Below are 25586 nucleotides of genomic sequence, written 5' to 3' on the forward strand. Positions count from 1 at the left end.
TATGAAAGAAGGTGTTATCAATGAATGAAGAGAAAAAATCCTCTTTCGCGTCAACCCTTCCATACGAAAGGGATGATAAGAAGGTGTCAGCAATGAATGAAAGGAAAAAATCCTCTTTCACTTCTTTTTTATTTGTTCTTCCGTATTTGACCATGTTTATTCTCTTTTTGGCCATCCCTCTTTTTTATGGCATTTTTATTAGCTTACATGACTGGAATTTAATTTCTCCTAACCGACCTTTTGTAGGGTTGGCAAACTATATGGAAATTTTTAATTCCAATTCAACAGCCCATGAACTTTTTTTCAGTGGTCTATGGAATACGTTTCAATTTGTCCTCTATAGTGTGCCATTGCTTGTCGTAATAGGGCTTGGGCTAGCGATGCTTGTTAACAGTCTGCCGGAGAAAATCCGATTTCTTTTCCGAACGGCTTATTTTATTCCTTATTCGATTTCAGTATCGGTCGTTGCCATACTGTGGCTGTGGATGCTCGACACGAACTCGGGATTAGTAAATCAAACATTGATCAAGCTGGGGCTGGATTCGATTCCATGGCTGACAAAAATTCCGTTTGCCTGGGTTTCTATTGTCATTGCAACACTTTGGTGGACGATTGGATTTAATATGATTATTTTCATCAATGCGCTAAATGAAGTGCCGGAAGAAATGTATGAAGCAGCTGATATTGATGGAGCGAGCAGCTGGGAGCGGTTTTTACATATTACGCTGCCGACAATCCGCCCGGTCATGTTATTTGTATTAATTACGTCTACGATCGCTTCCTTTAATATTTACGGTCAGCCTTATTTAATGACACGCGGCGGACCGGGAGATTCAACAGAGGTGTTGCTGATGGGAATCGTCGAGCAGGCTTTTGAATTAAGACAGCTTGGTTCTGCTTCTGCAATGGCTGTTCTTATGTCGCTGATCATTGTAGGCATTTCACTTATTCAGCTGAAAGTAACGAACCGGCCGGAGAAGGAGGCAAAAGAATGAAACGCAAAAAACAGCTGAAAACATTTTTATTAATGGTTATCGCGCTAATCATTGCCGCTTTTTTCCTAATTCCGTTGTTTTGGATGGTTTCGACTTCATTTAAAAGTGACTTTGAAGCAATCGGCGGCGGAACAAATTGGCTGCCAAAGGAATTTACAACCGACAATTATATCTACACTCTTACAAATGCGAGCATGAGTGCGCCAGTCATCAAATGGATGTTTAACTCACTGTTTGTTGGACTGGTTGGCACTACAATCATTGTCAGCATTGATGCGATGGCGGCTTACGGGCTTGCCCGTCTGGACGTGCCATTTAAAAAGGTGCTTCTGCCTATTTTTGTAAGCACCTTGATGATTCCCTGGGTCATTACGTTCCTTCCGCTTTACATGCAGTTTAATAATTTGGGGCTTTTAAACACATATGCTCCGCTGATACTCCCGTATTCAGCAAATGCATTCGGTGTGTTCCTGCTTTATCAATTTTTTAAATCTTTTCCGAAAGAGCTGGAAGAAGCTGCCCGGATTGACGGTGCGAATAAATGGCAGATCTTCACAAAAGTGGTGCTGCCGTCAGCACGGCCATTAATGGCGACACTGGCGATCTTCTCTTTTATGACGATTTACAATGACTTTCTATGGCCGCTTGTGGCGACAAGTTCTCCTGAAATGCGGACGATTACAACCGGTATTGCCATTATGCAGCAGGGAAGCTTTGTTTCTTCTTACGGCAGATTAATGGCGCTGACCACAATCGCGACAATTCCAATCATTATTATTTTCTTGATTGGCCAAAAGCAATTTATTAAAGGCGTAACACAAACAGGCATTAAATAACAGTGACAGAGATGGAGGAATCTTCCGTGACATATAATTATCCAAGACCACAGCTTGTTAGAGATGAGTGGGTAAATTTAAATGGAGAATGGTCATTTGCATTTGATGACGATAATAGAGGCTTGTCTCAAAAATGGCAGAAGCAATTTCCTGAAGCATTAAAAATTAATGTGCCATTTGCGTACCAGACAAAATTAAGCGGGATTCATGACCCTTCCTTCCATGATATTGTCTGGTACTCGAGAACCATAACGATTCCTCAGGAGTGGCAGGGAAAACAAATTATTCTTCATTTTGGTGCAGTCGATTATCGCGCCTGGATTTATGTGAATGGAGAGCTTGTCACGTTTCATGAAGGCGGAAATACACCATTCAAAGCGATCATTTCAGAAGCTGTACAAGAGGGTACTAATGAAATTGTCGTCAGGGTGGAAGATCCATCAGAGGACCAGACCATCCCTCGCGGCAAGCAGTATTGGCATGAGCAATCGGAATCGATCTTTTATACACGGACGACGGGCATTTGGCAGACCGTCTGGATGGAAGCGGTAGAACCTATCCATGTCCAAAAGCTTCGCTGGACACCAAATGTTGATAAAGGTGATATTCAAATGGAACTAGAGCTGTCCGGGATTGATCATGAACCAGAAGTAACGGTCGACATTTCCTATAAGGGAAAAAGGATTATTCAGGACACGTTGAAAGTATATGAAACATATACAAAAAGAAGTTTTAATATACGCAACCGTTTTGTCGATCGCAGCAACATTCATAATGACGGGTGGTATTGGACCCCTGAAAATCCGAATTTATTTGATGTGGTCCTCACTGTTAAAACGAATCGAACGGTCGACCGTGTTTCTAGTTACTTTGGAATGCGTAAAGTATCCGTTCAGAATGGAGAATTCCGTTTAAACAATAAACGGTACTACCAAAAGCTAATTTTGGATCAGGGCTACTTTCCGGAAGGATTGCTTACTGCCCCAGACAGCAAAGCGCTGAAAAGGGACATTGAACTCGCAAAAGAAATGGGCTTTAATGGCGCAAGAAAGCATCAAAAAGTGGAAGATCCACGTTATTTGTATTGGGCGGACCGGCTAGGGTTTCTCGTTTGGGGCGAAATGGCCAATGCGGGGGAATATAGTGAAGAAGCAGCGGAACGGCTAACGAAGGAATGGATAGATGTCGTAAATCGTGATTACAACCACCCGTGTATTGTCACCTGGATGCCATTGAACGAAAGCTGGGGTATTTCACGCGTCGCCCATGAAATACAGCAGCAACACCACTCATTGGCTATGTATTATGTAACAAAATCACTCGACCAAACAAGACCGGTTCTTTCAAATGACGGCTGGGAACACACACTCTCTGACTTTTGCGGCATACACAATTATCAATCTGCTGAAGAGATTGAAAAAGCGTATGCAACGGTCGACTCCGCGATTCAATCGAAGCCGGCCAACCGGCAAATTTATGCTGATGGCTTTTCATATCGAGGAGAGCCGATTTTGATCACAGAATATGGCGGCATCGCGTATACAGTTGATGAAAGTGGATGGGGGTATTCATCTGTTCAGTCCAGTGAAGAACTCGTGGAACAGTACGAAGCGGTTACAGCAGCGATTGGACAATCACCGATCCTTCAAGGTTACTGTTATACACAGCTCACAGATGTTGAGCAGGAGATTAATGGCCTGTTAACTTATGATCGCAAGCCAAAGTGTGATCTTAAGAAAATAAAAGAAATCAATGATCGATTTTCTTAAGTAGAATACAGCTGAATTGACAGATGTTGATTCAGCTTTTTTTCGTTAAATGGTATGATGAAACGAACGTCTTAGTTAGAAAAGGCTTACGTAAGTTGAAAATAAAGAGGTGATCTGATTATGACCTTTGTGCTTCAAAAAGGCAGCTTTGAGGGAATGAAAACGCTGAATCAATCGACAGTCTTAAATATCATCCGTTTAAAAGAACCAATTTCTAGAGCTGAAATTGCCAAATTCACTAAATTGACTCCTCCGACAGTGAGCTCCTTAGTCAATGAATTAGTGGAGAACAATTTAGTGAAAGAAGAAGAGTCGGTCAGTTCAAAAGCCGGTGGCAGAAGGCCGATTATGCTAAGAATTAATTACTCTGCTCACTATATCATCGGCGTTTATGCGGCAGCTGAGGTCATGCGTACTGTATTGACTACGATGGATGGAAAAATCGTTTTCGACTATGTACAAAAAACGATGACCTTGCCATCGAAAGCTGTTTTTATTGATAGGCTGAAGGAAAGTATTCATTATGTGCTGGATGAATCAAAGGTCGACCAACGTGCTATTCTTGGAATCGGCGTTGCGATGCATGGATTAGTAGACCCCGATCAAGGAGTTGCAATCTATTCCCCTCACCTTCACTTAGGCAATATCCCGATTAAAGAAATTATAGAAGAAGAATTTAAGCTGCCTGTCATGGTAGAAAATGATGTTCGGGCCCTTGCGATTGGAGAAAGCTGGTTTGGGCAGGGGAAAGGAACAGCTGACTTCGTCTCTTTAAGTGTAGGAAAAGGAATTGGCTCTGGCATCGTCATTAATAATGAAGTATACAGAAGTCCATTTAATACAGCCGGCGAAATTGGCCATACGGTTGTCAACATGGATGGCCCTCGTTGTGAATGTGGAAATGATGGCTGCTTGGAAGCATATGCTTCTGAAAAAGCCATTTTGAACAAAATGAAAGAAGAAAGCAGGCATTATCCTGAATCCTTGCTGCATGAAATGAAGGAAGATCAATTGTCGATTCGTTCCTTGTTCAAAGCCGCAAACGATGGTGACGAGCTGGCTATGTCTATTTTAAACGAGAGTGGGAAGTACTTGGGAATTGCGGCGGCTAACATGGTCAATATTTTAAAACCATCCAAAATTATTTTGGAAGGGCATATTTTTGAAGAAGGTCCACATATAGTAAATGCAGTGAAAGAGATGGTTGAAAAGTATACATTTAAAAGCTCTCCGGAAAACATTACGATTGTATGCTCAGATTTAGGGAAAAAAGGAATGGTTCTCGGTGCTGTTACGTTAATCTTAAAGAAAATATTTAAAATAGGCCGTCTGGAGTCTGTTTGAAGATTGGCTGCGGATCATTCATTTTTGAGCCGAAAAGTAAATGATGCAGAAGGAGCAGAAGTGATTTTTTAAAACAAAACGTTTCCTTCTTCTCATAGCCCTTTTCATTTTGGTCGAATGCCATTTAAAATTAAATCGGGAAACGTTGATTTAAAGCGTTTTTTAACCTGATTTTTTCCTTTTGTATATGTGGCATGATGTAATGAGCGTCCCTCAAAAAGCATTAAACCTTAATGGAAAAAGGTTTAACGCTTTTTGTTTTGTGTAAAAAACGTACAATCGATATAAAGGATAGTTTAAATCAAAAGGAAGGATGATTTGAATAATTTGCTGGCAGCCTGTTCAATGCGCTGGCAGGGAAGAGCGACATTCTCTTGTCAGTGCATTTTGTTTTTGGATTCTATTAAGAATGCGTTCTTGAATTCATCAATTTCAGCATTCATTTATCATTTTTATTATTCGGAAAATGACAAAATGGCTCTTTACAGGGGCTTATTTTTGAAAAAGGCTGCATTATTTAACTTTATAGTGAACATTCAACACTAAAATTAATATAAATATTCGAAAAAGTTCTTGTCAAAGAATTTCGATTGCACTATAATCAAAACAACGAATGTGATATTATTTAACATAAGTGCGGGGGAAAAGATGACATGACAGAAACTCTTATTTCAAACACAACAGATGCAGCTTTAGAAAAAATTAAAGAAACGATTAAAACAAAAAGTGTTGAATTACTGCACTTACAATTTGTAGATATTGAAGGGATCTTAAAGCACGTCACTGTAACAGCTGAACAATTAGAAGATGTAGCAGCAGGCAAAATGATGTTTGATGGTTCGTCTATTAAAGGTTTTTCTGCCATCAACAATTCGGATCTTTATCTTCAGCCGGATTTATCGACGTTTGCGGTTCTTCCTTGGACAGAAGAAGAAGGTTACGCTGAAGCACGTTTTCTTTGCTCTGCTGTAAATCCAGATGGCACATTGTTTGAAGGAGACACTCGCAACGTATTAAAGAAAACAGTTGATCGTGCAGCGGAACAGGGCTATACCATTTCAGTTGGTCCAGAATTAGAATTTTTCTTGTTCCAAACAGACGAAAATGGCAACCCAACGACTGAACTATCGGATAATGGCGGTTACTTTGAGCCATCTCCAAAAGACCTTGGTGAGCGCGTTCGTTTAGAGATTTACCGTGCCTTAAAAGCAATGGGCTTCACCATTGAGGCATCGCACCATGAAGTGGCGGAAGGCCAGCATGAACTTAGCTTTAAGTATGCAGATGCCCTGGGTGCGGCGGATAAAGCGACTACGTATAAATGGGTAGTGAAAACTGTTGCAAGAAAGTATGGCTTACACGCAACATTTATGCCGAAGCCGGTAGCTGGAATCAATGGTTCTGGTATGCACGTGAATATGTCATTCTTTAAAGGAAACGAAAATGCCTTCTTTGATCCTTCCGATGAGTTACAATTATCGAAAGAAGCGTACCACTTTATTGCAGGTTTGCTAGTAAGCGTGAAGAGCTTTGCGGCCGTAACAAACCCGCTCGTAAACTCTTACAAGCGTTTAGTTCCGGGCTACGAAGCACCATGCTACCTTGCCTGGTCTGCTTCTAACCGTTCAGCACTTATTCGCATTCCAGCGAAAAGAGGCCTTGCGACGCGTGTTGAATTACGCTGCCCGGATCCATCATCAAATCCTTACTTAACGTTTGCGGTTATTGCTTCTGCCGGTTTAAATGGAATTGAGAAAGAACTAGAAGCGCCAGCGTCCATTAATGAAGATATCTTCCACATGACGGAGGAACAAAGAGCTTCTGCCGGAATTGACAGCCTTCCTGGCAGCTTAAAAGAAGCAGTAGAAGCATTAGAAGCAGGCGAAATTGGCCGTGAAACATTAGGAGATCACGTATACAACGAATATGTTTCTCTGAAAAAAGCAGAATGGGATAGCTACCGTCTGGCTGTTCACTCATGGGAAGTCGAAAACTACCATTCTAAATTCTAATAAAAAAGCGGGCTTTGGCTCGATTTTTTCAAAATAGCTCTTCATTCCACCGTTTTGGTGAAATGGAGGGCTATTTTCTTTCTATATAAGTTAAACAAATGATTTTAGATTCTGCTTTTCAGAAAAAGCGTATGAGAACAGCACTTAGCCCGGGCAATGGAACAGCGGCATTCGCGGGGCTGCGCGTTCCATGGGGCAGGCGGGTTCAGCGTTTGCCCGTGCTGTTAGCGCAGCCGCCAAGCCCGCAGCCCATGACGCTGCTTTTTTAAAAGGAATTCCTGCACGATCCTAAACGGCGAATGTAAAAAGTTTCATTCCACTTATATAGTTTAGTTTCAATAGAAGGAAATGCCTGTCGAAATCGATTAAAGATTCAGTTTGATAAAGGGATGATCATATTTTTTATCTAGTGACACCTTCCGACAAAATTTCATCAAATCATGTAGTACAATTTAGATATATAGAAATCGAGATAATGGCAAACTAGTCGAAGGAGCAGGACGCAAGGCTGACAGATTGAAGGCCAAGCAGCCAGGGTGACTGAGTTGTCTCAGAAGATAGGGAGATTTGATGGTGGGTCGAGTTGAGGTTAAATAAGATAAGAAATAGATTGAACTGATTCAAGTTGCCCGTAACATGGATATTTCGATAGAGGACACTGGAGCATTTTCAGAATCCAATCAGAAGGAAATATTATGGAGGGAGGGACTCTCTGTGCACAAAATTCCTGATAAGATAGACAAAATGGATGAATTGAAATTAGATACAGACTGGATTGAACTCATCCAGCTTGCCGCTCGTAACATGAATATTCTGATTGAAGACACAACCGCATTTTTATCCTCTGGCAAAATCCAATCAGAAGGAATATTATCGGATGAAGACCCTTTTGTGTAAAACATTTCGGATGAGAGGGATAAAGCTGCTAAACTATAACCGGCAAAATGAACTCTTTTAACGATCGGCTGCGGCCGGTCTTTTTTATTGCATGAATGAATAAAGGACAGAGAAAAATCAGCAGAGAACTACAGAGGGTCGGCCAAATAGAACAAGGTCATGGTAATCTAACTAAACGTTGGAAATGAGGTTTTTAATAATATGAGATTTCACGAGATGTCTTTTGAACAGCTTGAGGAATACGAAGCGGAGCTACTTGAAAAGGATGATAATTACGCGCTGCATGTGTCATTTTATGAGGAGCTGCATAAAAGAATATCAGCAATCGCAAGAAAAAATAGTGACGTATATGGGCCTGAACTTGAATATATTGAAAGATTTCTCATTGATTATTTAAGATACGTATTTTTACGGACCGAGCCTTTTTGTATTCTAATAGCCAGTTGGTTAAGAACGATTCCAGGGTGTATACTTTTTCATTAACTTCAAAGCCTTCCAAAATTCTTTTTTCTTCTTCGGCAGCAATAATTTGAGCCTCGATTGACGACGTAAAACCTCTCTTTGATTTTTCTTTATATTCATGTGTTATAGGATCTTTAAAGCGGATGCGGTATTCATAATACGCTTTTTTTTCGCCGGTTTTTTTATATTTGCGAATACTGGCCATCTGCATTTTCCTTTCCTTCTTTATTTGAGCGTAAAGATAATAATGTACTTTTTCTAGACAGCTGTAAGTACAATATTGGGGCATCTTTATGTAAAGAGAGGGGTTTACAATAAGGTTGTACTTTAATCATCATAATAACTATATATCCAGAAATACTTATTTTTAGAAGTGTTTACACTCGATTGCATCCACCAAAATACGTAAGAACCATATTTATATTGACATTTTGTAGGCTTCAGTGTTAGCCATTCCTCTAAAATAATCTGCCTCAGTCGACTGGGAGTCTGTCTCCAAAGAAGGAGGGGAAGATCTTTGTATAGCGCAAAAACATTCGTTGTAACACCAATGAGGAAAACTATAATTGAATCAATGTAAATCTGACTGTGCCCTTCGAATGAGGGAAAGACTGCAGATGATTTTTTTAGAAAGAGGCGAAACGATGATTAAGTGTGTATAAGGAAGGATCAAAATAGAGAGTGAGAAATGAGGGAGTTTGTAAAAATAACTATATGTAAAGTTCAAAAATCTTTCTAAAAAATTACCAAAGGAAAAAACTAATCTAAAGAGAGCACTCCAGGTTGCTTTGTTTAATGTGATTAACTTATTATATTTCCGCAATTTGGATTATTTAAGTCACAGAGGTTGATCATTTTCTATTACACCAAGCTGTAAAGGGTATTTCTATTTTCTGAATATTACACTTAGTATTACAATCCGTCAATTTGAATACTGGGCAATTTCCTTTTCGTATTTTTTTAGACGTTCATAAAACGACTGACGGGAAATGCCCAACATTTTAATAGCTTTTGAGCGGTTATTATTTGATTTTGTAAGCGCTTTAATAATTAGGGCGATTTCCACCTTCTTTATGTTTTCGGATAAATCCATGCTATCAAAAAAAGTCGACAAAGGAACAGGCTCATCACTTGTGAATAATGGAGCGGAAGAAGATTCTTGAATCTGTCCTGATGTTATGCTCTTTGGTAAGTCTTCAATTTCAATTTCATTTGTTTCGGCCAACACGAAACCATGTTCTAACACATTACGCAATTCCCGCACATTTCCTGGTAGTGGATGATTGAGCAAAAAATAGTGAGCCTCTTTGCTGATACCGATTTTCTTATTGTACTTATATGAAAATTCTTTTAAAAAGTGTGAAATAAGGATGTCTATATCCATTTTTCGTTCCCGTAAAGGCGGGATATTGAAAGTAATGCCGTTGATTCGATAATATAAATCTTCACGGAAGGTATTATGTTGAATCATGGATACCAGATCCTTATTCGTTGCGGCAATAACACGCACATCCAATGGAATAGTTTCTTCTCCGCCGACACGCACTAATTCTTTTTGCTGCAAGACTCGCAGGAGCTTTGCTTGAAGGTGATAGTTCATATCGCCAATTTCATCCAGAAAGATCGTGCCGCCATTGGCTAATTCAAATTTTCCTTTCTTTCCACTTCGCTTGGCCCCTGTAAACGCCCCTTCCTCATACCCGAAAAGTTCGCTTTCAAGCAAATTCTCAGGAATAGCAGCGCAATTAATAGTTATGTAAGGGTTTCCGATTCTGTTGGATAATTCATGGATATTACGAGCGATGACTTCTTTACCAACACCGCTTTCACCCCTGATAAGCACAGAAATATCGGTTGGTGCCAGTTTTTTAATTTTAGAAAGTTCATTTACAATTGTGCTGTTTTTTGAAACAACGAAGCCTTTCATTTCTAAAGGGAGAATCTGTACACGATGAAGTTCATTTTCAAGGAAATGAATATATTTATTCAGCGTAAAATGATCGAATGATGCTTTGAGTGATTCAATTTCATCCTCATCTTTGTGAGTAGAAATCGCTCCGACAAGCTTACCTTTAAAGGTTAAAGGTGAGGCATGAACAATAAAATTTTTATTACAGACAAAACTATGCTTATTAATTTGAGGAACTTCCGTTTTTAATGCTTTAAGAATAATGGATTCGGGCAACAATTCGTGTACGCTTCTCCCAATCCATTCATCGCGGACAATGTTCATATTTTTTTCAGCTGAACGATTAATGAAAATAAATTTTCCATCCTTATCAACAATCTTTATGCCATCATGAATACTATCAAAAATTACGGATAAAAAATCTTTGTCAACATGAAAAGAAGAAAATGCTGATTCCATTTCACCACTCCTTTAGAAAGAATTTAATCATATTTAATAAAAAAGTATATGCAAAAAAAACTGTCAATATTACATACAGTTGTCCGTAAACTAGATAACTTTTTAAAAAACTGTTCAAAACATGGACAAAACATAACGTTAACTGTATGAAAAATTATTGGCATACAACTTGCAGTATAGAGAGTATACAGTTAACAGCATGCAATCTACCGATTACTGTATGCGTGATCTGAAAATGAAAAGGAGGTGAATGGGAAAGTGAACCAGCTGCAACGAGTGGATCCACTATACGAACAGATTTATAAAAACGTAGAGCAGTCCATATTAGAAGGACGTTTTTCTCCGGGTGAACGATTAATCGACACAAAAATAGCATCTGAATTTGGCGTAAGCAGAGGACCGGTTAGGGAAGCTTTTCGGAAGCTGGAACAAGACGGTCTTATTATTAACAGTGATGGAATTGTAACGGTTTTCACTCCATCACTTCAAGATGCATTAGAACTGTATCAAGTACGAATGGGTCTGGAATCTGTTGCTGTATACTGGGCCGCAAAGAATATAAATAATGAAAAATTGGTACAATTAAAGCAATTTTTGGATATGACGCAGGAGGCTATTAACGCGAAAAGAATGGATAAAGTGGTATGCTTAAATACGCAATTTCATGAATCCATTATCACTTTTAGCAGAAATAATCGATTAAAGATCATGATGTACAATATCCGTGCATTAATTCAACTTTGTCGGAACACGATTATTAAGCAATATAACCGAAGTGATAGCTTTTTGTCAGAGCACTATGCTGTTTTTGAAGCAATTCAAAGTAGAAATCCAGAATTAGCGGCCAAAAGAATGGAGCAGCATATTCAAAATGATATGGCCCATTTTAAGGAGTTCTATTTTTATAAAAATGAAGAAAGCTCAATTATAAACTAGAAAGGGAGTATTCGATTTATGAGTACATCAACAAAAACTATATATGAACTTCCAAATACAGGCGTGAAACAATACAAAATGTTTATTAATAACGAATGGATTGAAAGCGCTTCCGGAAAAATGTTTGATTCAGTTAATCCGTTTACTGGAGAAGTGTGGGCTCAGGCGCCAATGGGCGAGGCAGAAGATATTGACCGGGCGGTAAAAGCAGCAAAAGCTGCGTTTGAGACAGGGGAATGGTCAAGGATTAATGGAGCTGGACGGGCGGCATTGCTTCGTAAACTTGGTGATTTAATTGGAGAAAACGCAGAAATACTTGCAATTAGTGAGGTTGTGGATAACGGAAAATTAATCCGAGAAATGTTAGGACAGACGAAATCATTACCAGGCTGGTGCTATTACTTTGCGGGTCTCGCAGATAAAATTCACGGTGAAAGTATTCCGGTTGATATTCCAAACATGATTAACTATACCGTACGAGAGCCGCTTGGTGTGGTTGGGGCGATTATTCCGTGGAATTCACCATTATTGCTGACACTTTTTAAACTTGGCCCAGCCATAGCGGCCGGAAATACGATGGTGATAAAGCCTTCTGAGGTTACACCGGCCTCGTTGTTGGAGCTGGCGAAACTAGTGGAAGAGGCTGGTTTTCCACCGGGTGTGATCAATATTGTTACTGGTTATGGAAATACTGCCGGGGATGCACTCACAAGACATCCTGATGTACGGAAGCTAGCCTTCACAGGTTCTTCGGCAACCGGTAAATTAATTGTTAAAAATTCAGCTGAACACTTTGCCCGTGTATCGCTGGAACTCGGAGGAAAATCACCTAACATTATTTTTGATGATGCTGACTTGTCTAATGCGGTGAATGGAGTGCTTGCCGGCATTTTCGCTGCGTCTGGCCAGACATGCATGGCAGGTTCACGAGTGCTTGTTCATGAATCGATTTACGATGAATTTACTGAGAAACTAGTAGAGCGTACAAGCCAAATTCGCCTCGGAAATCCGCTCGATATGGAAACAGAAATGGGGACGGTTGCCTTTGAAGGACAGCATAATAAAGTACTCAGCTACATTGAAATTGGTGAAAGTGAAGGTGCGAAAGTACTGCATGGAGGAAAACGACCAACAACAGACGAGCTTAAAAACGGATTTTTCGTAGAACCAACTATCTTCGGTGATGTCCAAAACGATATGCGAATTGCACAGGAAGAAATCTTTGGTCCTGTTGTTTGTTTGATTCGATTCAAAGATGAAGAAGATGCTCTTCGAATTGCCAACGATACGGAATTTGGCCTTGCTGCTGCTGTCTGGACAAAAGACGTGCAGCGGGCACATCGGATGGCCGGCAAGTTAAACGCCGGTACCGTCTGGATTAACAACTATCGTAAAGTATCCTATGCTTCTCCTTTTGGCGGCTATAAAGCAAGCGGAATTGGAAGAGAGAATGGAATGCAAGCCGTCCATGAGTATACACAAGTTAAAAGTATCTGGGTCGACACAGGAAATATTATTACAGATCCATTTAAAATCCTATAAAAATTAACCATACAGGAAGGGCAGGGTGTTTTATATATGAGCAGATTTGATGTATTTAGAGAAGCAGGAAATCCAATGTTTAATGATAATCAATTAAAACTGGGTATCTTTGGTCCAAACGTTAATAACTCGTGTGCCATGACACTAGCGGAAACAACCTTTAAACCTGATTTTGAAACGAATAAAAACATTGCCCAAATGATGGAAAATGCAGGGTATGAATGTATTGTCCCAGTTGCGCGCTGGAGGGGATTTGGCGGTCCAAGTAACTTTAACGGACAATGCATGGAAACATTTACATGGGCAGCTTCCATGGCTGCTGTCACGAAAAAGATTTATTTGTTCACCACGTCACACATGCCGACGGTTCATCCGATCGTTGCGTCAAAAATGATTTCGACGATCGATGATATTTCAAAAGGACGAATTGGCTTAAATACAGTAGTTGGCTGGTTTCCAAGAGAGATGGGTATGTTCGGTGGGAAGAAACTAGGTCATGATCAAGGGTATGAATTTGCGGCAGAGTGGATCGAAGTTGTACTAAAAATGTGGTCCGAACAATTTTTTGACTATAAAGGAGAGTATTTTGAAATTAAAGATGGATGGCAGGAGCCCAAGCCAAGCCAGAGTCCGCGCCCCGTTCTCATTAATGCGGGTTCTTCCAAAGCAGGTATGAATTTTGCAGCGAAATATACAGACTTTCATTTCTCTTTCCTTGAGTCGATGAACCAGGCAAGAGAATGGACGACAAACATGAAAAAATTAGCTTGGGACTCGTATCACCGCGAGATTAATACGTTTACAACAAGTTTCGTTGTCTGCCGCCCGACCGAAAAAGAAGCATGGGATTACTATAACTATTATGTACGGGAGAAAGGTGACGATGAAGTAACGGATATTATCTGCGAATTATTTAATATCGATACGGCTTCTCAGTCTCCTGAATTCAACAAAAAATTCCGCGAAAATTTCATTGCAGGCTGGGGCGGGTGGGCAATTGTCGGTACGCCGGAACAGGTGGCTGAAAAATTAATTGCGATTGCCAAATCGGGCGTGTCGGGAACGCTTTTATCGTTCGTCGATTACATGAATGAAATGCCGTATTTTAATGAACATGTTATGCCGTTATTGGAACAGGCAGGTGTACGTCATCCAGTAAATCATAATAGTGAAAAGCAGGTCATTACGTTTCCGAAACAGCAAAAAGAAATATTAGTGCCTTAAAAAACATCACATTGGAGGCGTTCGTTATGTTGGAATGGTTTCTTTACGATTACTACAAGAGAGAGGAAGAAGAAGAGGAAGTCATTGACCTCATCAGTCGTTTAATTAAGGTGGATGAAGCCGTTTGCCAAAGTAATTGCCACGATTCCAAAGCATAACGAACGTCAAAACCATAGAGACGATGGCGAAGAATAGACTGGAGGGAATCATAAAATGGATAAATGGGTGCTGTACGGGAAATCAGGCAATCCGTCATCAGATATTGCGAAAGCTTGGCTGAAAAATAATGGAATTCCAGTGGAAGAAAACAGTGTTTTTCAATTGACGAAAGAAGAAATTGAGCGGCTGGCAGCAATAGTGCCTGGCGGAGTAAGGAAGCTGGTGTATCCGGATACCTTTTCGTTCTCGCTAATTAATCCGCAGAAGAAAACCGAAAAAGTTCATATTGAAGCGATTCAAGAAGGAGAATTATCAGATGAAGAGGTCATCGAGCTACTGGCAACCTACCCGGCAATGGCTATGACACCAATTATTACTAATTATGACACTATTTTAATCGGGTATGATTTGGATACGATGGTTTCGACATTCCGTTTTGTGAAAGTTAAAGACGTCACACTTTCTTGAAAAAGAAGTATTTTAAAACTAATTGGGCGGTGAAGGAATGAGCAGATTTGATATATTTAGAGAATCAGGCAATCCAATGTTTAATGAAAATAAATTGAAGCTCGGAATCTTTGGGCCAAATGTAAACAATTCCTGTTCGATGACGTTAGCAGATACAACTTTTAAACCTGATTTTGAGACAAATGTAAAAATAGCTAAAATGATGGAAGATGCAGGATACGAGTGTATTGTGCCTGTTGCGCGATGGAGGGGATTTGGCGGTTCCAGCAACTTCAATGGAAGATGCATGGAAACGTATACGTGGGCAGCGGCTATGGCAGCTGTAACAGAGAAAATCTATTTGTTCTGTACGTCCCATGTACCGACAATGCATCCAATCGTAGCATCTAAAATGCTTTCCACCATTGATGATATTTCAAAAGGAAGAATTGGCCTCAATACAGTTGTCGGCTGGTTTCCAAAAGAAATGGAAATGTTCAGCGGTAAAAAGATGGAACATGATAAAGGCTATCAATACGCAACAGAATGGATGGAAGTCGTACTGCGCATGTGGTCTGAACAATTTTTTGATCACAAGGGTGAGTTTTTTGAAATTAAAGACGGCTGGCAGGAACCAAAACCATCACAGAGTCCACGCCCTGTATTGATTAGTGCGGGAACATCTACAAAAGGACGTGAATATTCGGCAAGATTTTCTGACTTTAACTTTGGCTATATCGAATCAATGGAACACGCGACGGAATGGACCAATTTTATGAAAAAATTGGCCTGGGAAGAATACAAACGGGAAATAAACACATTCACAACCGGATTTGTGGTATGTCGCCCAACGGAAAAAGAGGCGAAAGAGTTTTATAACTATTACGTTCGAGAACAGGGCGATTGGGAAGTGGCCAATATTATTTGTGATATGTTTGGTATTGAATCTTCTTCCAATTCGGCTGAATTCTTAACAAAGGCAAGAGAAAATTTCATTGGCGGCTGGGGTGGCTGGAGCTTTGTCGGCACACCGGAACAGGTAGCGGATGAAATGATTAAACTATCGAAAACAGGTGTATCCGGTACGTTGGTCTCTTTTCTTGATTATATGGAAGAAATGCCTTACTTTAACGAAAATGTTTTGCCTTTGCTTGAGCAGGCGGGTGTCAGAAATCCTATAAAAGAAGATTCAACGATTACAGAGCCAATTCTTAATGCCTAAAAACGTCTTACGAAAAATTAAATGGGGGTCTTGAAAAATGGATCAGTGGGTGCTGTATGGAAAATCAGGCAATCCGTCATCAGATATTGCGAAAGCTTGGCTGAAAAACAATGGAATTCCAGTGGAAGAAAACAGCGTTTTTCAATTAACGAAAGAAGAAATTGAGCGGCTGGCATCCATTGTGCCTGGCGGGGTAAGGAAGCTGGTGTATCCGGATACCTTTTCATTTTCGCTAATCAATCCGCAGAAGAAAACTGAAAAAGTCCATATTGAAGCGATTCAAGAAAGAGAATTATCAGATGAAGAGATCATCGAGCTGCTTGCAACCTACCCGGCAATGGTTATGACACCAATTGTTACGGATTATGAGACTATTTTAATCGGGTATGATTTGGACACGATGGTGTCGACATTCCGTTTTGTGAAAGTTAAAGATGTCACAATAGCCTGACGTGGCGAATATGCATTAGGGAGCGTGGACGATTGTGAGATTACTTGGGATATGCGGAAGTTCAGCATCGAGCAGACGAACAAAAGCATTGATTGAAAGCGCTTTAAAAGGGGCGCAGTCAGGCAATCAAGAGGTAGAAATTGATATTGTCGATTTATCTGAACACACGCTTAATTTTTGTGATGGGCGGCCCATTGAATCCTACACTCAAGAGACTCAAGACATATTAAATAAAATAGAGCGGGCAGATGCATATATATTTGGATCCCCAATGTACAGAGGATCTATGACAGGAACCTTGAAAAATTTAATAGACCTTATCCCGAATGACTATTTGAAAGGGAAAGCTGCAGGGATGGCAGCAACCGGCGGAAGTGACCATCATTACTTAGGGATGGATCTTGGTTTTCGATCGGCCATGGCATTCTTTCAAGTTCATACCATCCCCGGTGTTCTCTATCACTCAAAGTTTAATGTAGAAGATGGAAACATCGTGGAAGAAAAAGTTAGAAACCAGGCGGAATCTTTCGGAAGGGATTTGGTCCATTTGGCGAACATGACGGGTGGTCATGTGTTAGGGCCTTCTCTCTATTAATCATTTCTTTGGAGGTTTTAATAAATGAATACTGAACAAGTAGCTGTATATAAGGAGATTATGGGCAGTTATCCGACAGGCGTCACAATCATTACGACAATAGATCAGGAGGGTAACCCGTGTGGTCTGACTGTCAATTCTTTTACGTCTGTATCACTTGACCCTCTTCTGGTGCTCTGGTGTATTGACAATCGATCTACATCACTTGAAGCTTTTCAGAAGGCAGAAGGCTTTGCTGTTCATGTACTTTCAAACGAACAGCAAGAACAATGCTGGGCCTTTGCAGGAAAAGATCCGGACCGCTTCTCAAAGGCTAATTGGCAACAGTCAAAAAATAACCTGCCCGTCATCGCTGATTCTTTGGGCATACTGGAATGTAAAACGATTCAGCAAATTGATGCGGGGGACCATACTATTTTTCTTGGACAAGTGATTGATATTGAAAAATATGATAAAGAACCAATGTTGTATTTCCGCCGCAATGTAGGTAAGATTCCGGCTAATTGGCCTGCATAAAGATCTGCTATCTGTAAGAGCGAATAGTGACCCCTCGCTATTCGCTTTATTTAAGATAATAGGAGGGAAACGGCGATGACGTTTACAGGTTTAATCGTCCACGGGCAAAAATTGGGCAGAACAATTGATTTTCCAACTGCCAACTTGGACTTTATAGATCCGCTGACGCCGATGCCAAAAGGGGTATATGCGGTTTCTGTCTATCATAAAGAAGATCAGTATATAGGGGTAATGAATGTGGGAAATTGTCCGACAATAAAGGAATTACAATTGTCGCAAAATACAGATCTGTCTATTGAAGTTCATATCCTTGATTTTGTTAAAGATATATATGGAGAATACTTGAAAATTAAGCCGATTACTTATTTACGTGCTGAGAAGAAATTTAGCAATTTGGATGAGCTGAAGCAACAGATCTCAAGAGACGTTCAAATGACAAAGGATCTTTTTTCAACGATGAGTGTTGAGGAACAGAAGCCCATCTCATTATAAGAGGGAAGTGAAAAGTACAGCGCGGATAGAAGGAGCGTGAAGAAATTGAGTACGAAACCAGATGTTATTCATTTACCAGATTTGCAATTCATTCAATACTGTCATGATCAATTTGGGATAAATCGTGGCGTTTATAATACGATTGATGCATGGTTCTTTCAAAAAGGAACAAAAAACATTTTAGACAGAAGAAGAAAAATTCATCATTTTTTAATGGATCTTCAGCAGAAGTCCGCACGTAAAAAAGGTGAGAAGATAAAATTTGGTCACGGAAATTTAACGAAAATGCTGAATGATTATATCGGAAGTCTCGGCTCTCAGGAACATTTGATTTCTTAAGATTTCCTATTTGTTGGAGGTGGCATCATGAAAAGAAAAGCCCTAGAAGGATTAAAAGTATTAGAGATGGGTCAATTAATTGCGGGGCCATCCGCAGCAAGGCTTTTTGCGGAATTTGGAGCAGAAGTTATTAAGGTGGAAAATCCAAAAAATGGAGACCCAATACGAAACTGGCGGATCGTCGAAAATGGAACGAGTTTATGGTGGTATGTTCAAGCCCGGAATAAAAAATCAATTACACTTGACTTACGCCAGCCGGAAGGGCAGGAAATGGTTCACCGTCTTGCGGAAGAGGTGGATATAATCATTGAAAACTTTCGGCCAGGAACTCTGGAAAAATGGGGCATCGGCTATGAACAGTTAAAGAAAATCAATCCACGTCTCATTATGGTAAGAATAAGCGGTTACGGACAGGATGGACCATATCGGGATAAACCTGGATTTGGCTCGATTGGAGAAGCGATGGGGGGCCTTCGTTATTTAACCGGTTATCCAGATCGTCCACCGACAAGGGTCGGCATCAGTATCGGTGATTCTATTTCTTCTCTTTATGCAGTGATCGGCGCTCTTATGGCTGTGTACAATCGGGACATTGCAAAGTCTGGAGAAGGACAATGCGTGGATGTGGCCTTATATGAATCTGTCTTTAGCTTTATGGAGAGCATGCTGCCGGAATATGACCATGCTGGCGTGATACGGGAACGAACGGGGAGTACGCTTCCTGGTATTACACCTTCGAACACATATATGTGTAAAGATGGAAAATTCGTCGTAATTGGCGCAAATGGTGATGGTATTTTTAAACGCCTAATGGTTACCATTGGCTTGCCGGAATTTGCGGATGATCCGCGTTTTGAAAGCAATAAAACAAGAACCGACTATGCAGAGCTATTAGATAAAAAAATAGAAAACTGGACAAAAAGTCTAAATTTATCGGAAGTGCTCAAAAAGCTCGATAAAGCAGGCGTTCCCGCCGGCTCCATTTATTCCATTGAGGACATTGTCAATGATGCTCATTACCAGGCAAGAGGCATGATTAAAGAAATCGAAGTTGAAGGAATCGGAAAATTGATGGTTCCAGGTGTTGTGCCAAAACTAAGTGAAACACCGGGTGAAATTGAATGGGCGGGACCGGAACTAGGACAGCATGATGAAGAGATTTTTCTGCAAAAATTAAAGCTGACCGAGGAACAAATCGAACTGCTGAAAGAAAAAGGAATTATTCGAAATAAAGACAGAGAAGAAAAGACAGTCAAGAATTAGATAAGGAGCAAGCAATGAAACGTTAGCTCTATTTCCTTTACATTCATGAACAGAAGGGACTGATTCAAAATGGGAATGACGATGTCAGAAAAGATTTTGGCGAAAGCAGCCGGACATTCTAATGTTAAAGCGGGGGATATTGTCTGGGTGAAAGCCGATATCGCCATGATGCACGATCTGTTAGGCCCCTGGTTAATCGACGGCGGATTTCGGCGATTAGGAGGAAAATTATTCGACAAAGAGAAAGTCGTTGTCGTTTCCGACCACTGCACACCTCCCGCGACGGTGCAGCAAGCCGACATTTTAAAATTCACCCGTGATTGGGCGAGAGATCAAGGCCTGCCTTATTATTATGAATTTGAAGGTCCATGTCATCAAGTCATTGTTGAACACGGACATGTGCGGCCGGGCAGATTAATTCTCGGAACTGACTCGCATACGTGCATGGCTGGCGGGTTAGGCGCATTCGCGACTGGCATCGGCTCAACAGAAATGATAGGTGTCTTACTGACTGGCGAAACGTGGATGAAAGTACCGGAAACAATCAAGGTTATCTGGGACGGAGAGCTTCCGCACGGTGTATACGCCAAAGATATTGTTCTAAAAACAATAAAAGATATTGGCCATGCGGGTGCAACGTATCAAACCATTGAATTTTCGGGGAGCGCTATTAAAAGCTTATCGATGGACGAAAGATTGGTGCTATCGAACATGGCCGTTGAAGCAGGGGCAAAGACCGGCTTGATTGAACCGGATGAAACAGTCATTGAATTTTTACGATCAAAAGGTGTAGACGATGGACTCGAGACGGTGCGAAGTGATGAAGATGCGTCTTATGCTCAAATTTTACACTACAACGCGTCTGAATTGGAGCCGCAAGTCGCTTGTCCGCATGAGGTCGATAACGTTCATCCAATCAGTGCAGTAGAAGGAAAAGCAGTCGATCAAGTATATTTAGGGTCCTGTACAAATGGGCGTATAAGCGACTTAAGAGTAGCGGCGGAGATTTTAAAGGGGAAGAAAATCGCGAAAAACATTCGCTGTCTTGTTGTACCAGCGTCACAGCATATTTGGATGGAAGCAAATAAAGAAGGCATTTTAGAAATATTGACAGAAGCCGGATGCATCGTAAACATGCCTTCATGCGGTGCGTGTGGCGGTTTTACAAGCGGAGTTATTGGAGCCGGAGAGGTCGTTATGTCTTCATCAAACCGCAATTTTAGAGGACGGATGGGAAGCTCGGAAGGAGAAGTGTATTTAGGTTCTCCAGCAGCAGTTGCCGCAACAGCCATTGAGGGGAAAATCACGGATCCCCGCAAATATCTTCTGCAGGGGGTCAGATAACATGTCATATAAGATTCGCGGACGCGTATGGAAGTATGGAGACAACATCAACACCGATATTATTTCACCAGGACAATATATGAGCCAGCCTGTCGAAAAACAAGCCGAGCATGCCATGGAAGCCATTGACCCTGAATTTTCTAAGAAAGTACGGCCGGGGGATATTTTAGTTGCCGGTCATAATTTCGGTTCTGGTTCAAGCAGAGAAACCGCACAAATGGTTTTGAAGCACCATGAGATCGGTGCGATTATTGCAAATTCATTTGCACGCATTTTTTATCGAAATTCAATAAATGTTGGGCTTCCAGTCGTGGATATGAAAGATACATCTGTCATTCTAGAAGGAGATGAAATGGAAGTCGATCTTTTGGAAGGCAAAATTATCAACCATACACAAGGGACAGAATACCAAGGGACAAAGCTTCCAGAACATTTGATTGAAATGGTACAGCTTGGCGGATTAGAGCCATATCTCGCGAAAAAATTAAAGTTTTCATAAAGAAGAAGAAAGGGGGAAAGAAAATGAACCTGCCAAATAAAGTGGAGATTATTGAAGTAGGTCCGAGGGACGGCCTTCAAAATGAAGCAAATTTTATTCCAACAGAACAAAAAATTGGGCTTATTCATGCGCTAAATAAAACTGGGATAAAGAGAATGGAAGCAACGTCATTTGTTCATCCCGTCTATGTTCCGCAGATGAAAGATGCGAAAGAGGTACTGGCGGGGATGGAACAAGATCGGAGCATTCAATACATGGTGTTAATCCCGAATGAAAAAGGTTATGAACGAGCAGTCGAAAATGGCGTGCGTGCTCTTTCTCTTGTTGTTGGTGCCAGCGACAGTTTCAACATAAAGAATGTGAAAATGTCAAGAAAAGATTCTATGAAAAGGTTTGAAGGCGTCGTTAGAAAAGCAAAAAATCAGGACATGTTTGTTCGATACAATATTGCCACTGCTTTTTGGTGTCCTTATGAAGGGAAAGTGGATTCGAGCACAGTATTAGAAATGGTCGACCGGATTGATGATTTGGGCGCTGATGAGATTGTCTTATGTGATACAATCGGCAAAGCGAACCCTAAGCAGGTCTTAGATTTATTTCAGAAAGTGACGGACTGCCAGCCGAAAGCGATGATCACAGCACATTTCCATGATACATATGGCCTCGCTCAAGCAAATGTGCTGGCAGCCTTAGAGTCAGGGATTATCCGGTTTGATACAGCTATTGGGGGATTGGGAGGTTGTCCATTTGCTCCAGGAGCGGCAGGGAATGTAGCAACAGAAGATGTTGTATTCATGTTAAATGAAATGGGAATTGAGACAGGCATTAACCTGACTGAGTTAAGGAAATGTGTTGATTTTATTAAAAGGCTAACAGATCGTGACTTGACTGGGCACTATCATAAGATAACAGTATAAAGCAGTTTCTATTATCGAATTTATTATTTAAAAACATACATTTAAAATTTTTATTTCAATACGGTTAACGTTCATTTTAAAAGATTTAACATGGAGTTTCTACATGTGCAAGGTCTTGGCAGAGGTTTGATTAAGCTAAAAAACAGTTAACTGTTTACAACTCCCATGCTGTCTCTCCATGTTAAATTTCCACTTAATATGCTATTCATTTTTCTTTTGCTGAATAACAGCAATTAATTAAGCAAGCAAAAAAATTGCTCAAAAAAATAATCGGTTAAAAGATTAACAGAAACGAATGATTAATAAATATTATTTCAATTATTATAATAACTGAAATAGATGTCGTTGAACAAAAATTAAAGGAGGCATCTACATGTTTGGATCAAATTTAAAGGAAAGTTTTGAATTTTTCGCAAAAGGAAATTCATTAATTTTAATTGATGATACAAAAGCCATAACCGATGCTGCCATTATTTGTTTAGCCAAATATACAACTGTTACAACAGTAAATTGTATGGTAACAAACGCTTGCGGAATGCTGTCAATTTCTATGCCTGCCCAAATAGCTGAAAAAGCAGGTCTTTATTCTCAAACTAGGTATGAGAATAGAAGCGAATCTACACGCAATTATACTTTCTCAATAGATGCTGTTGAATCAACAACTGGCATATCTGCATTCGAAAGATCATTTTCAATCCAGAAGTTTGCTAAAACCCTTTCTATAAGCGGATTCATAAGCCCTGGACATGTATTCCCTGTAGTAGCTAAATCTACGAATTTATTTGATAAGCAAACAGTTATTGAAGGCGCATTAACTGTAGCTAGAGAAGCAACTGAAGAAGACTCATTAGTAACCGTATGCGACATACTAAATGATAAAGGGGAAATGGCTAATGCTTTGTATGCTGCAGAACTAGGTAAAAAGCTTAATATACCAATCATTTTTCTTTCTGATTTACTCCTATTAGAGATCCAAAAAGAAAATTTCACAGTGAGAAAAAATATCACTGAATTTTTTTTACATAACAATTCAGTGCTTCTCTATAATTATGAAATTGCAGACAAGACGTGTGAGGTTATAATCAACAAATCAAATATAAATAACTCAATTTTAGAAATGAAAAAAATGCGATATTTTCTAAATGAAAACAGTCAATACTCTAGTAAATCTATTGTTTACACTGAATCATTTTCTCAGGCAATTAAATCGCTAACAGCGGGAATAGATATAGTCGTAATTTTTAAAGTGGACACTAAATACTTATTCCCTTATTCAATGATAGTTAAAATGATTTTTCAAGATTTAGAGAAAGAAATTGAAGGAAATCTACAAGAGATTTCTTAATAGAAACCCATTAAAAGCAAAAGTTTTATTCTAATTAAGGCTCTGGGTTTAGAGCTTTACGAGTAGTGTATTCGCATTGTAGGAATTAATTCTATTGTAATAGATATAGGCTTGTTAAAAGAATAGAGTAAGTTATAAAAGATTTCCTATCTCCATTATACTTGAGCGTTTTGCAATTGTAGACGAATTGCTAAAGTTTTGATGTAGACTGGGGATATGTTCTCAGTGTAGGTTATTTAGAAGGCAATCTGGACCATGCGAGCCTAATTATTTAATCAGCTATAAATGTACACAATAGTAAATGAAAAGGCTGCCAAACTATAAAGAAGAGCTGCCTTTTTGTTATGGACCAAAAAACGGACAGCTGGACATAAGAGAAGATGACCATGCAGAAAGAGGAGCGAAAATTGTTAGGCTTACCACTTAACTAGAAGAAGAAAAAGTTCTTGCTTCAGATTTCGATAAATGGCATTTAATCTTAACCGATGACTAGTGCTTCCATATTTAAATGGTATGTAATAAAAAATCTTTAAGCTCTTTTCAATCGTTTTTAGGAATAAAGTAAGGAGAAGATATTAGATGGTAATAGAACACCAAAACAACCCTTTCCATAACCTTCTTAATATAAAAGAAATTAATGTGTCAAATCGAGCCGCAGAAATTATAGAAATATAAAAAGCTCATTTTTTATATCCCTTTCCTTACCCAAAATGTATACATTGCTCAGTCCTCTAATATAAGGTTAAGCAGGACTTTGGTTTTATCTCAATCTGTTTGGGATAAAATTTTTCCTTTATAATAAACATTTCCGTCTCTTTCCAACAAGTGATTCAATGAAAAGAAGCGCTCTGTTGATTCTTCTTTTGAAACAGTTCGATTCACTTTTTTCTCCTGTAGGGTCTGTGTATTCTTCTGTATTAAAGACACAAAATGTAATCAGAGGGTGAAGGTAATTTTAGTTAATTAACAAATTAAATAGTTTCTAAAGAGATTGAGTGTCTAAAATTTAAAAGTTTTAGACACTCTTTTTTATTCATAATAAAGAGCTCATATTATAGGTATTTAGCATCTAGAATTCAGTCTAAAATAAACGTCTAAAATATAACAAAATTGCGGATGTTAGGTGGTATAATATGGATAGGGAATAATAATAAGAGGTGAAGGATTAAAATGATAACGAAAAAATATTTCACCGTAAAAAATTCAAAAAGCGCATTAGGGCATGCTGATGAAAAATAAGAAATCATATTCTGTGCTGGGTGATAGGTTAAAGATGGCTAGAGTAAGAAAGGGATGGTCACAAACAGAAGTGGCCGAGAAAATTGGTGTTTCTTTTTCCAGTTTATCGGGATACGAACGCAACTATCGAAAGCCGCCAACAGAAACACTTGCGCATCTAGCAGGCTTGTATGAAGTATCCATTAGCTGGCTGCTTGGGATTGGACAAAATGGATATGAAACACAGGATGAAGAAGCAGTTATTAAAGATCCAGAACTCGATTATTGGTACAAACAGCTTCCGTATTGGAGTGAAAAAGATCTTCGTAAGCTTCAGAAAGTCTGGGAGCTGATTAAAGAGGAAAAACTTTAATTTTTTAATTCTATATGAAAT

Annotated in this window: 26 protein-coding genes; 24 read left to right on the plus strand and 2 right to left on the minus strand. The window is 39.7% G+C overall.

Features of this window, described 5'->3' with window-relative positions:
* The first annotated feature begins 92 nt into the window (after nucleotides 1–92).
* The 7 genes from BA724_RS13485 to BA724_RS13510 all read left to right on the plus strand — a co-directional run bounded on the left by BA724_RS13485 (nucleotide 93) and on the right by BA724_RS13510 (nucleotide 7853).
* Nucleotides 93–995 carry a carbohydrate ABC transporter permease gene (locus BA724_RS13485; protein ID WP_069939267.1) on the plus strand — a complete coding sequence of 301 codons (903 nt, stop codon included), beginning with the start codon at nucleotides 93–95 and terminating at the stop codon, nucleotides 993–995.
* The gene (locus BA724_RS13490; RefSeq protein ID WP_069939162.1) at nucleotides 992–1831 is read left to right on the plus strand and encodes a carbohydrate ABC transporter permease; all 840 of its coding nucleotides are present in this window, start codon (nucleotides 992–994) and stop codon (nucleotides 1829–1831) included. The genes BA724_RS13485 and BA724_RS13490 overlap by 4 nt, the downstream gene beginning before the upstream one ends.
* 26 nt (nucleotides 1832–1857) lie before the next feature.
* A complete protein-coding gene (locus BA724_RS13495; RefSeq protein WP_245676202.1) occupies nucleotides 1858–3600 on the plus strand; it encodes a glycoside hydrolase family 2 protein in 1743 nt (580 codons plus the stop codon).
* A 120-nt stretch (nucleotides 3601–3720) separates the two neighbouring features.
* A complete protein-coding gene (locus BA724_RS13500) occupies nucleotides 3721–4944 on the plus strand; it encodes an ROK family transcriptional regulator (protein ID WP_069939163.1) in 1224 nt (407 codons plus the stop codon).
* Between the two features lie 653 nt (nucleotides 4945–5597).
* Nucleotides 5598–6956: a type I glutamate--ammonia ligase gene (gene glnA, locus BA724_RS13505; protein ID WP_069939164.1), complete on the plus strand. Its 1359-nt coding sequence runs from the start codon at nucleotides 5598–5600 to the stop codon at nucleotides 6954–6956.
* A gap of 98 nt (nucleotides 6957–7054) precedes the next feature.
* Nucleotides 7055–7225 carry a hypothetical protein gene (locus tag BA724_RS18655; protein ID WP_169818553.1) on the plus strand — a complete coding sequence of 57 codons (171 nt, stop codon included), beginning with the start codon at nucleotides 7055–7057 and terminating at the stop codon, nucleotides 7223–7225.
* Between the two features lie 445 nt (nucleotides 7226–7670).
* A complete protein-coding gene (locus BA724_RS13510) occupies nucleotides 7671–7853 on the plus strand; it encodes a hypothetical protein (protein WP_069939165.1) in 183 nt (60 codons plus the stop codon).
* Nucleotides 7854–8235: 382 nt separating this feature from the next.
* Here the strand turns inward: BA724_RS13510 and BA724_RS13515 are convergent, their stop codons facing one another.
* Nucleotides 8236–8526, minus strand: a complete 291-nt coding sequence (locus tag BA724_RS13515; protein WP_069939166.1) for an Arm DNA-binding domain-containing protein — start codon at nucleotides 8524–8526, stop codon at nucleotides 8236–8238.
* Nucleotides 8527–9237: 711 nt separating this feature from the next.
* Nucleotides 9238–10683 (minus strand): sigma-54 interaction domain-containing protein, encoded by a 1446-nt coding sequence (locus tag BA724_RS13520; protein WP_069939167.1) that lies wholly within the window; start codon nucleotides 10681–10683, stop codon nucleotides 9238–9240.
* A 258-nt stretch (nucleotides 10684–10941) separates the two neighbouring features.
* Between BA724_RS13520 and BA724_RS13525 the strand changes: the two genes are divergently transcribed.
* The 17 genes from BA724_RS13525 to BA724_RS13600 all read left to right on the plus strand — a co-directional run bounded on the left by BA724_RS13525 (nucleotide 10942) and on the right by BA724_RS13600 (nucleotide 25565).
* Entirely contained in the window at nucleotides 10942–11619 is a 678-nt protein-coding gene (locus tag BA724_RS13525) for a GntR family transcriptional regulator (protein ID WP_069939168.1), read from the plus strand.
* 18 nt (nucleotides 11620–11637) lie between these two features.
* Nucleotides 11638–13161 carry an aldehyde dehydrogenase gene (locus tag BA724_RS13530; RefSeq protein WP_141719941.1) on the plus strand — a complete coding sequence of 508 codons (1524 nt, stop codon included), beginning with the start codon at nucleotides 11638–11640 and terminating at the stop codon, nucleotides 13159–13161.
* Between the two features lie 36 nt (nucleotides 13162–13197).
* Nucleotides 13198–14385 (plus strand): LLM class flavin-dependent oxidoreductase, encoded by a 1188-nt coding sequence (locus BA724_RS13535; RefSeq protein WP_069939169.1) that lies wholly within the window; start codon nucleotides 13198–13200, stop codon nucleotides 14383–14385.
* 26 nt (nucleotides 14386–14411) lie between these two features.
* A complete protein-coding gene (locus tag BA724_RS19070) occupies nucleotides 14412–14543 on the plus strand; it encodes a hypothetical protein (RefSeq protein ID WP_281182013.1) in 132 nt (43 codons plus the stop codon).
* Between the two features lie 55 nt (nucleotides 14544–14598).
* A complete protein-coding gene (locus BA724_RS13540; protein ID WP_069939170.1) occupies nucleotides 14599–15012 on the plus strand; it encodes a thioredoxin domain-containing protein in 414 nt (137 codons plus the stop codon).
* Between the two features lie 37 nt (nucleotides 15013–15049).
* The gene (locus tag BA724_RS13545) at nucleotides 15050–16213 is read left to right on the plus strand and encodes an LLM class flavin-dependent oxidoreductase (RefSeq protein ID WP_069939171.1); all 1164 of its coding nucleotides are present in this window, start codon (nucleotides 15050–15052) and stop codon (nucleotides 16211–16213) included.
* A 37-nt stretch (nucleotides 16214–16250) separates the two neighbouring features.
* A complete protein-coding gene (locus tag BA724_RS13550; RefSeq protein WP_069939172.1) occupies nucleotides 16251–16664 on the plus strand; it encodes an ArsC/Spx/MgsR family protein in 414 nt (137 codons plus the stop codon).
* A 34-nt stretch (nucleotides 16665–16698) separates the two neighbouring features.
* A complete protein-coding gene (locus BA724_RS13555; RefSeq protein WP_069939173.1) occupies nucleotides 16699–17259 on the plus strand; it encodes an NADPH-dependent FMN reductase in 561 nt (186 codons plus the stop codon).
* Between the two features lie 24 nt (nucleotides 17260–17283).
* The gene (locus tag BA724_RS13560) at nucleotides 17284–17775 is read left to right on the plus strand and encodes a flavin reductase family protein (protein WP_069939174.1); all 492 of its coding nucleotides are present in this window, start codon (nucleotides 17284–17286) and stop codon (nucleotides 17773–17775) included.
* Between the two features lie 75 nt (nucleotides 17776–17850).
* The gene (locus BA724_RS13565) at nucleotides 17851–18267 is read left to right on the plus strand and encodes a riboflavin kinase (protein ID WP_069939175.1); all 417 of its coding nucleotides are present in this window, start codon (nucleotides 17851–17853) and stop codon (nucleotides 18265–18267) included.
* Between the two features lie 45 nt (nucleotides 18268–18312).
* Complete coding sequence (locus BA724_RS13570; protein WP_083256233.1) at nucleotides 18313–18606, plus strand: hypothetical protein; 294 nt, start codon at nucleotides 18313–18315, stop codon at nucleotides 18604–18606.
* Nucleotides 18607–18630: 24 nt separating this feature from the next.
* The gene (locus tag BA724_RS13575) at nucleotides 18631–19869 is read left to right on the plus strand and encodes a CaiB/BaiF CoA transferase family protein (protein ID WP_425389029.1); all 1239 of its coding nucleotides are present in this window, start codon (nucleotides 18631–18633) and stop codon (nucleotides 19867–19869) included.
* Between the two features lie 69 nt (nucleotides 19870–19938).
* Nucleotides 19939–21213, plus strand: coding sequence for a 3-isopropylmalate dehydratase large subunit (locus BA724_RS13580; RefSeq protein WP_069939178.1), 1275 nt, complete (start codon nucleotides 19939–19941; stop codon nucleotides 21211–21213).
* Between the two features lies 1 nt (nucleotide 21214).
* Nucleotides 21215–21712, plus strand: coding sequence for a LeuD/DmdB family oxidoreductase small subunit (locus tag BA724_RS13585; RefSeq protein ID WP_069939179.1), 498 nt, complete (start codon nucleotides 21215–21217; stop codon nucleotides 21710–21712).
* 23 nt (nucleotides 21713–21735) lie between these two features.
* Complete coding sequence (locus BA724_RS13590) at nucleotides 21736–22629, plus strand: hydroxymethylglutaryl-CoA lyase (protein WP_069939180.1); 894 nt, start codon at nucleotides 21736–21738, stop codon at nucleotides 22627–22629.
* A 373-nt stretch (nucleotides 22630–23002) separates the two neighbouring features.
* Nucleotides 23003–23974 carry a 3,4-dihydroxy-2-butanone-4-phosphate synthase gene (locus tag BA724_RS13595; protein WP_069939181.1) on the plus strand — a complete coding sequence of 324 codons (972 nt, stop codon included), beginning with the start codon at nucleotides 23003–23005 and terminating at the stop codon, nucleotides 23972–23974.
* Nucleotides 23975–25202: 1228 nt separating this feature from the next.
* Complete coding sequence (locus BA724_RS13600; protein ID WP_069939270.1) at nucleotides 25203–25565, plus strand: helix-turn-helix domain-containing protein; 363 nt, start codon at nucleotides 25203–25205, stop codon at nucleotides 25563–25565.
* Nucleotides 25566–25586 lie beyond the last annotated feature (21 nt).

It is taken from the genome of Domibacillus iocasae (assembly GCF_001750285.1).
GTDB classification, from domain to species: domain Bacteria; phylum Bacillota; class Bacilli; order Bacillales; family Domibacillaceae; genus Domibacillus; species Domibacillus iocasae.

What these genes read in the sequence shown, in the direction of transcription:
- BA724_RS13485 (WP_069939267.1), top strand. Translation starts at nt 93, where the DNA reads ATGAATGAAAGGAAAAAATCCTCTTTCACTTCTTTTTTATTTGTTCTT.
- BA724_RS13490 (WP_069939162.1), top strand. Translation starts at nt 992, where the DNA reads ATGAAACGCAAAAAACAGCTGAAAACATTTTTATTAATGGTTATCGCG.
- BA724_RS13500 (WP_069939163.1), top strand. Translation starts at nt 3,721, where the DNA reads ATGACCTTTGTGCTTCAAAAAGGCAGCTTTGAGGGAATGAAAACGCTG.
- glnA (WP_069939164.1), top strand. Translation starts at nt 5,598, where the DNA reads ATGACAGAAACTCTTATTTCAAACACAACAGATGCAGCTTTAGAAAAA.
- BA724_RS18655 (WP_169818553.1), top strand. Translation starts at nt 7,055, where the DNA reads ATGATTTTAGATTCTGCTTTTCAGAAAAAGCGTATGAGAACAGCACTT.
- BA724_RS13515 (WP_069939166.1), bottom strand. Translation starts at nt 8,526, where the DNA reads ATGCAGATGGCCAGTATTCGCAAATATAAAAAAACCGGCGAAAAAAAA.
- BA724_RS13520 (WP_069939167.1), bottom strand. Translation starts at nt 10,683, where the DNA reads ATGGAATCAGCATTTTCTTCTTTTCATGTTGACAAAGATTTTTTATCC.
- BA724_RS13530 (WP_141719941.1), top strand. Translation starts at nt 11,638, where the DNA reads ATGAGTACATCAACAAAAACTATATATGAACTTCCAAATACAGGCGTG.
- BA724_RS13535 (WP_069939169.1), top strand. Translation starts at nt 13,198, where the DNA reads ATGAGCAGATTTGATGTATTTAGAGAAGCAGGAAATCCAATGTTTAAT.
- BA724_RS19070 (WP_281182013.1), top strand. Translation starts at nt 14,412, where the DNA reads ATGTTGGAATGGTTTCTTTACGATTACTACAAGAGAGAGGAAGAAGAA.
- BA724_RS13540 (WP_069939170.1), top strand. Translation starts at nt 14,599, where the DNA reads ATGGATAAATGGGTGCTGTACGGGAAATCAGGCAATCCGTCATCAGAT.
- BA724_RS13545 (WP_069939171.1), top strand. Translation starts at nt 15,050, where the DNA reads ATGAGCAGATTTGATATATTTAGAGAATCAGGCAATCCAATGTTTAAT.
- BA724_RS13550 (WP_069939172.1), top strand. Translation starts at nt 16,251, where the DNA reads ATGGATCAGTGGGTGCTGTATGGAAAATCAGGCAATCCGTCATCAGAT.
- BA724_RS13560 (WP_069939174.1), top strand. Translation starts at nt 17,284, where the DNA reads ATGAATACTGAACAAGTAGCTGTATATAAGGAGATTATGGGCAGTTAT.
- BA724_RS13565 (WP_069939175.1), top strand. Translation starts at nt 17,851, where the DNA reads ATGACGTTTACAGGTTTAATCGTCCACGGGCAAAAATTGGGCAGAACA.
- BA724_RS13580 (WP_069939178.1), top strand. Translation starts at nt 19,939, where the DNA reads ATGGGAATGACGATGTCAGAAAAGATTTTGGCGAAAGCAGCCGGACAT.
- BA724_RS13585 (WP_069939179.1), top strand. Translation starts at nt 21,215, where the DNA reads ATGTCATATAAGATTCGCGGACGCGTATGGAAGTATGGAGACAACATC.
- BA724_RS13590 (WP_069939180.1), top strand. Translation starts at nt 21,736, where the DNA reads ATGAACCTGCCAAATAAAGTGGAGATTATTGAAGTAGGTCCGAGGGAC.
- BA724_RS13595 (WP_069939181.1), top strand. Translation starts at nt 23,003, where the DNA reads ATGTTTGGATCAAATTTAAAGGAAAGTTTTGAATTTTTCGCAAAAGGA.
- BA724_RS13600 (WP_069939270.1), top strand. Translation starts at nt 25,203, where the DNA reads ATGAAAAATAAGAAATCATATTCTGTGCTGGGTGATAGGTTAAAGATG.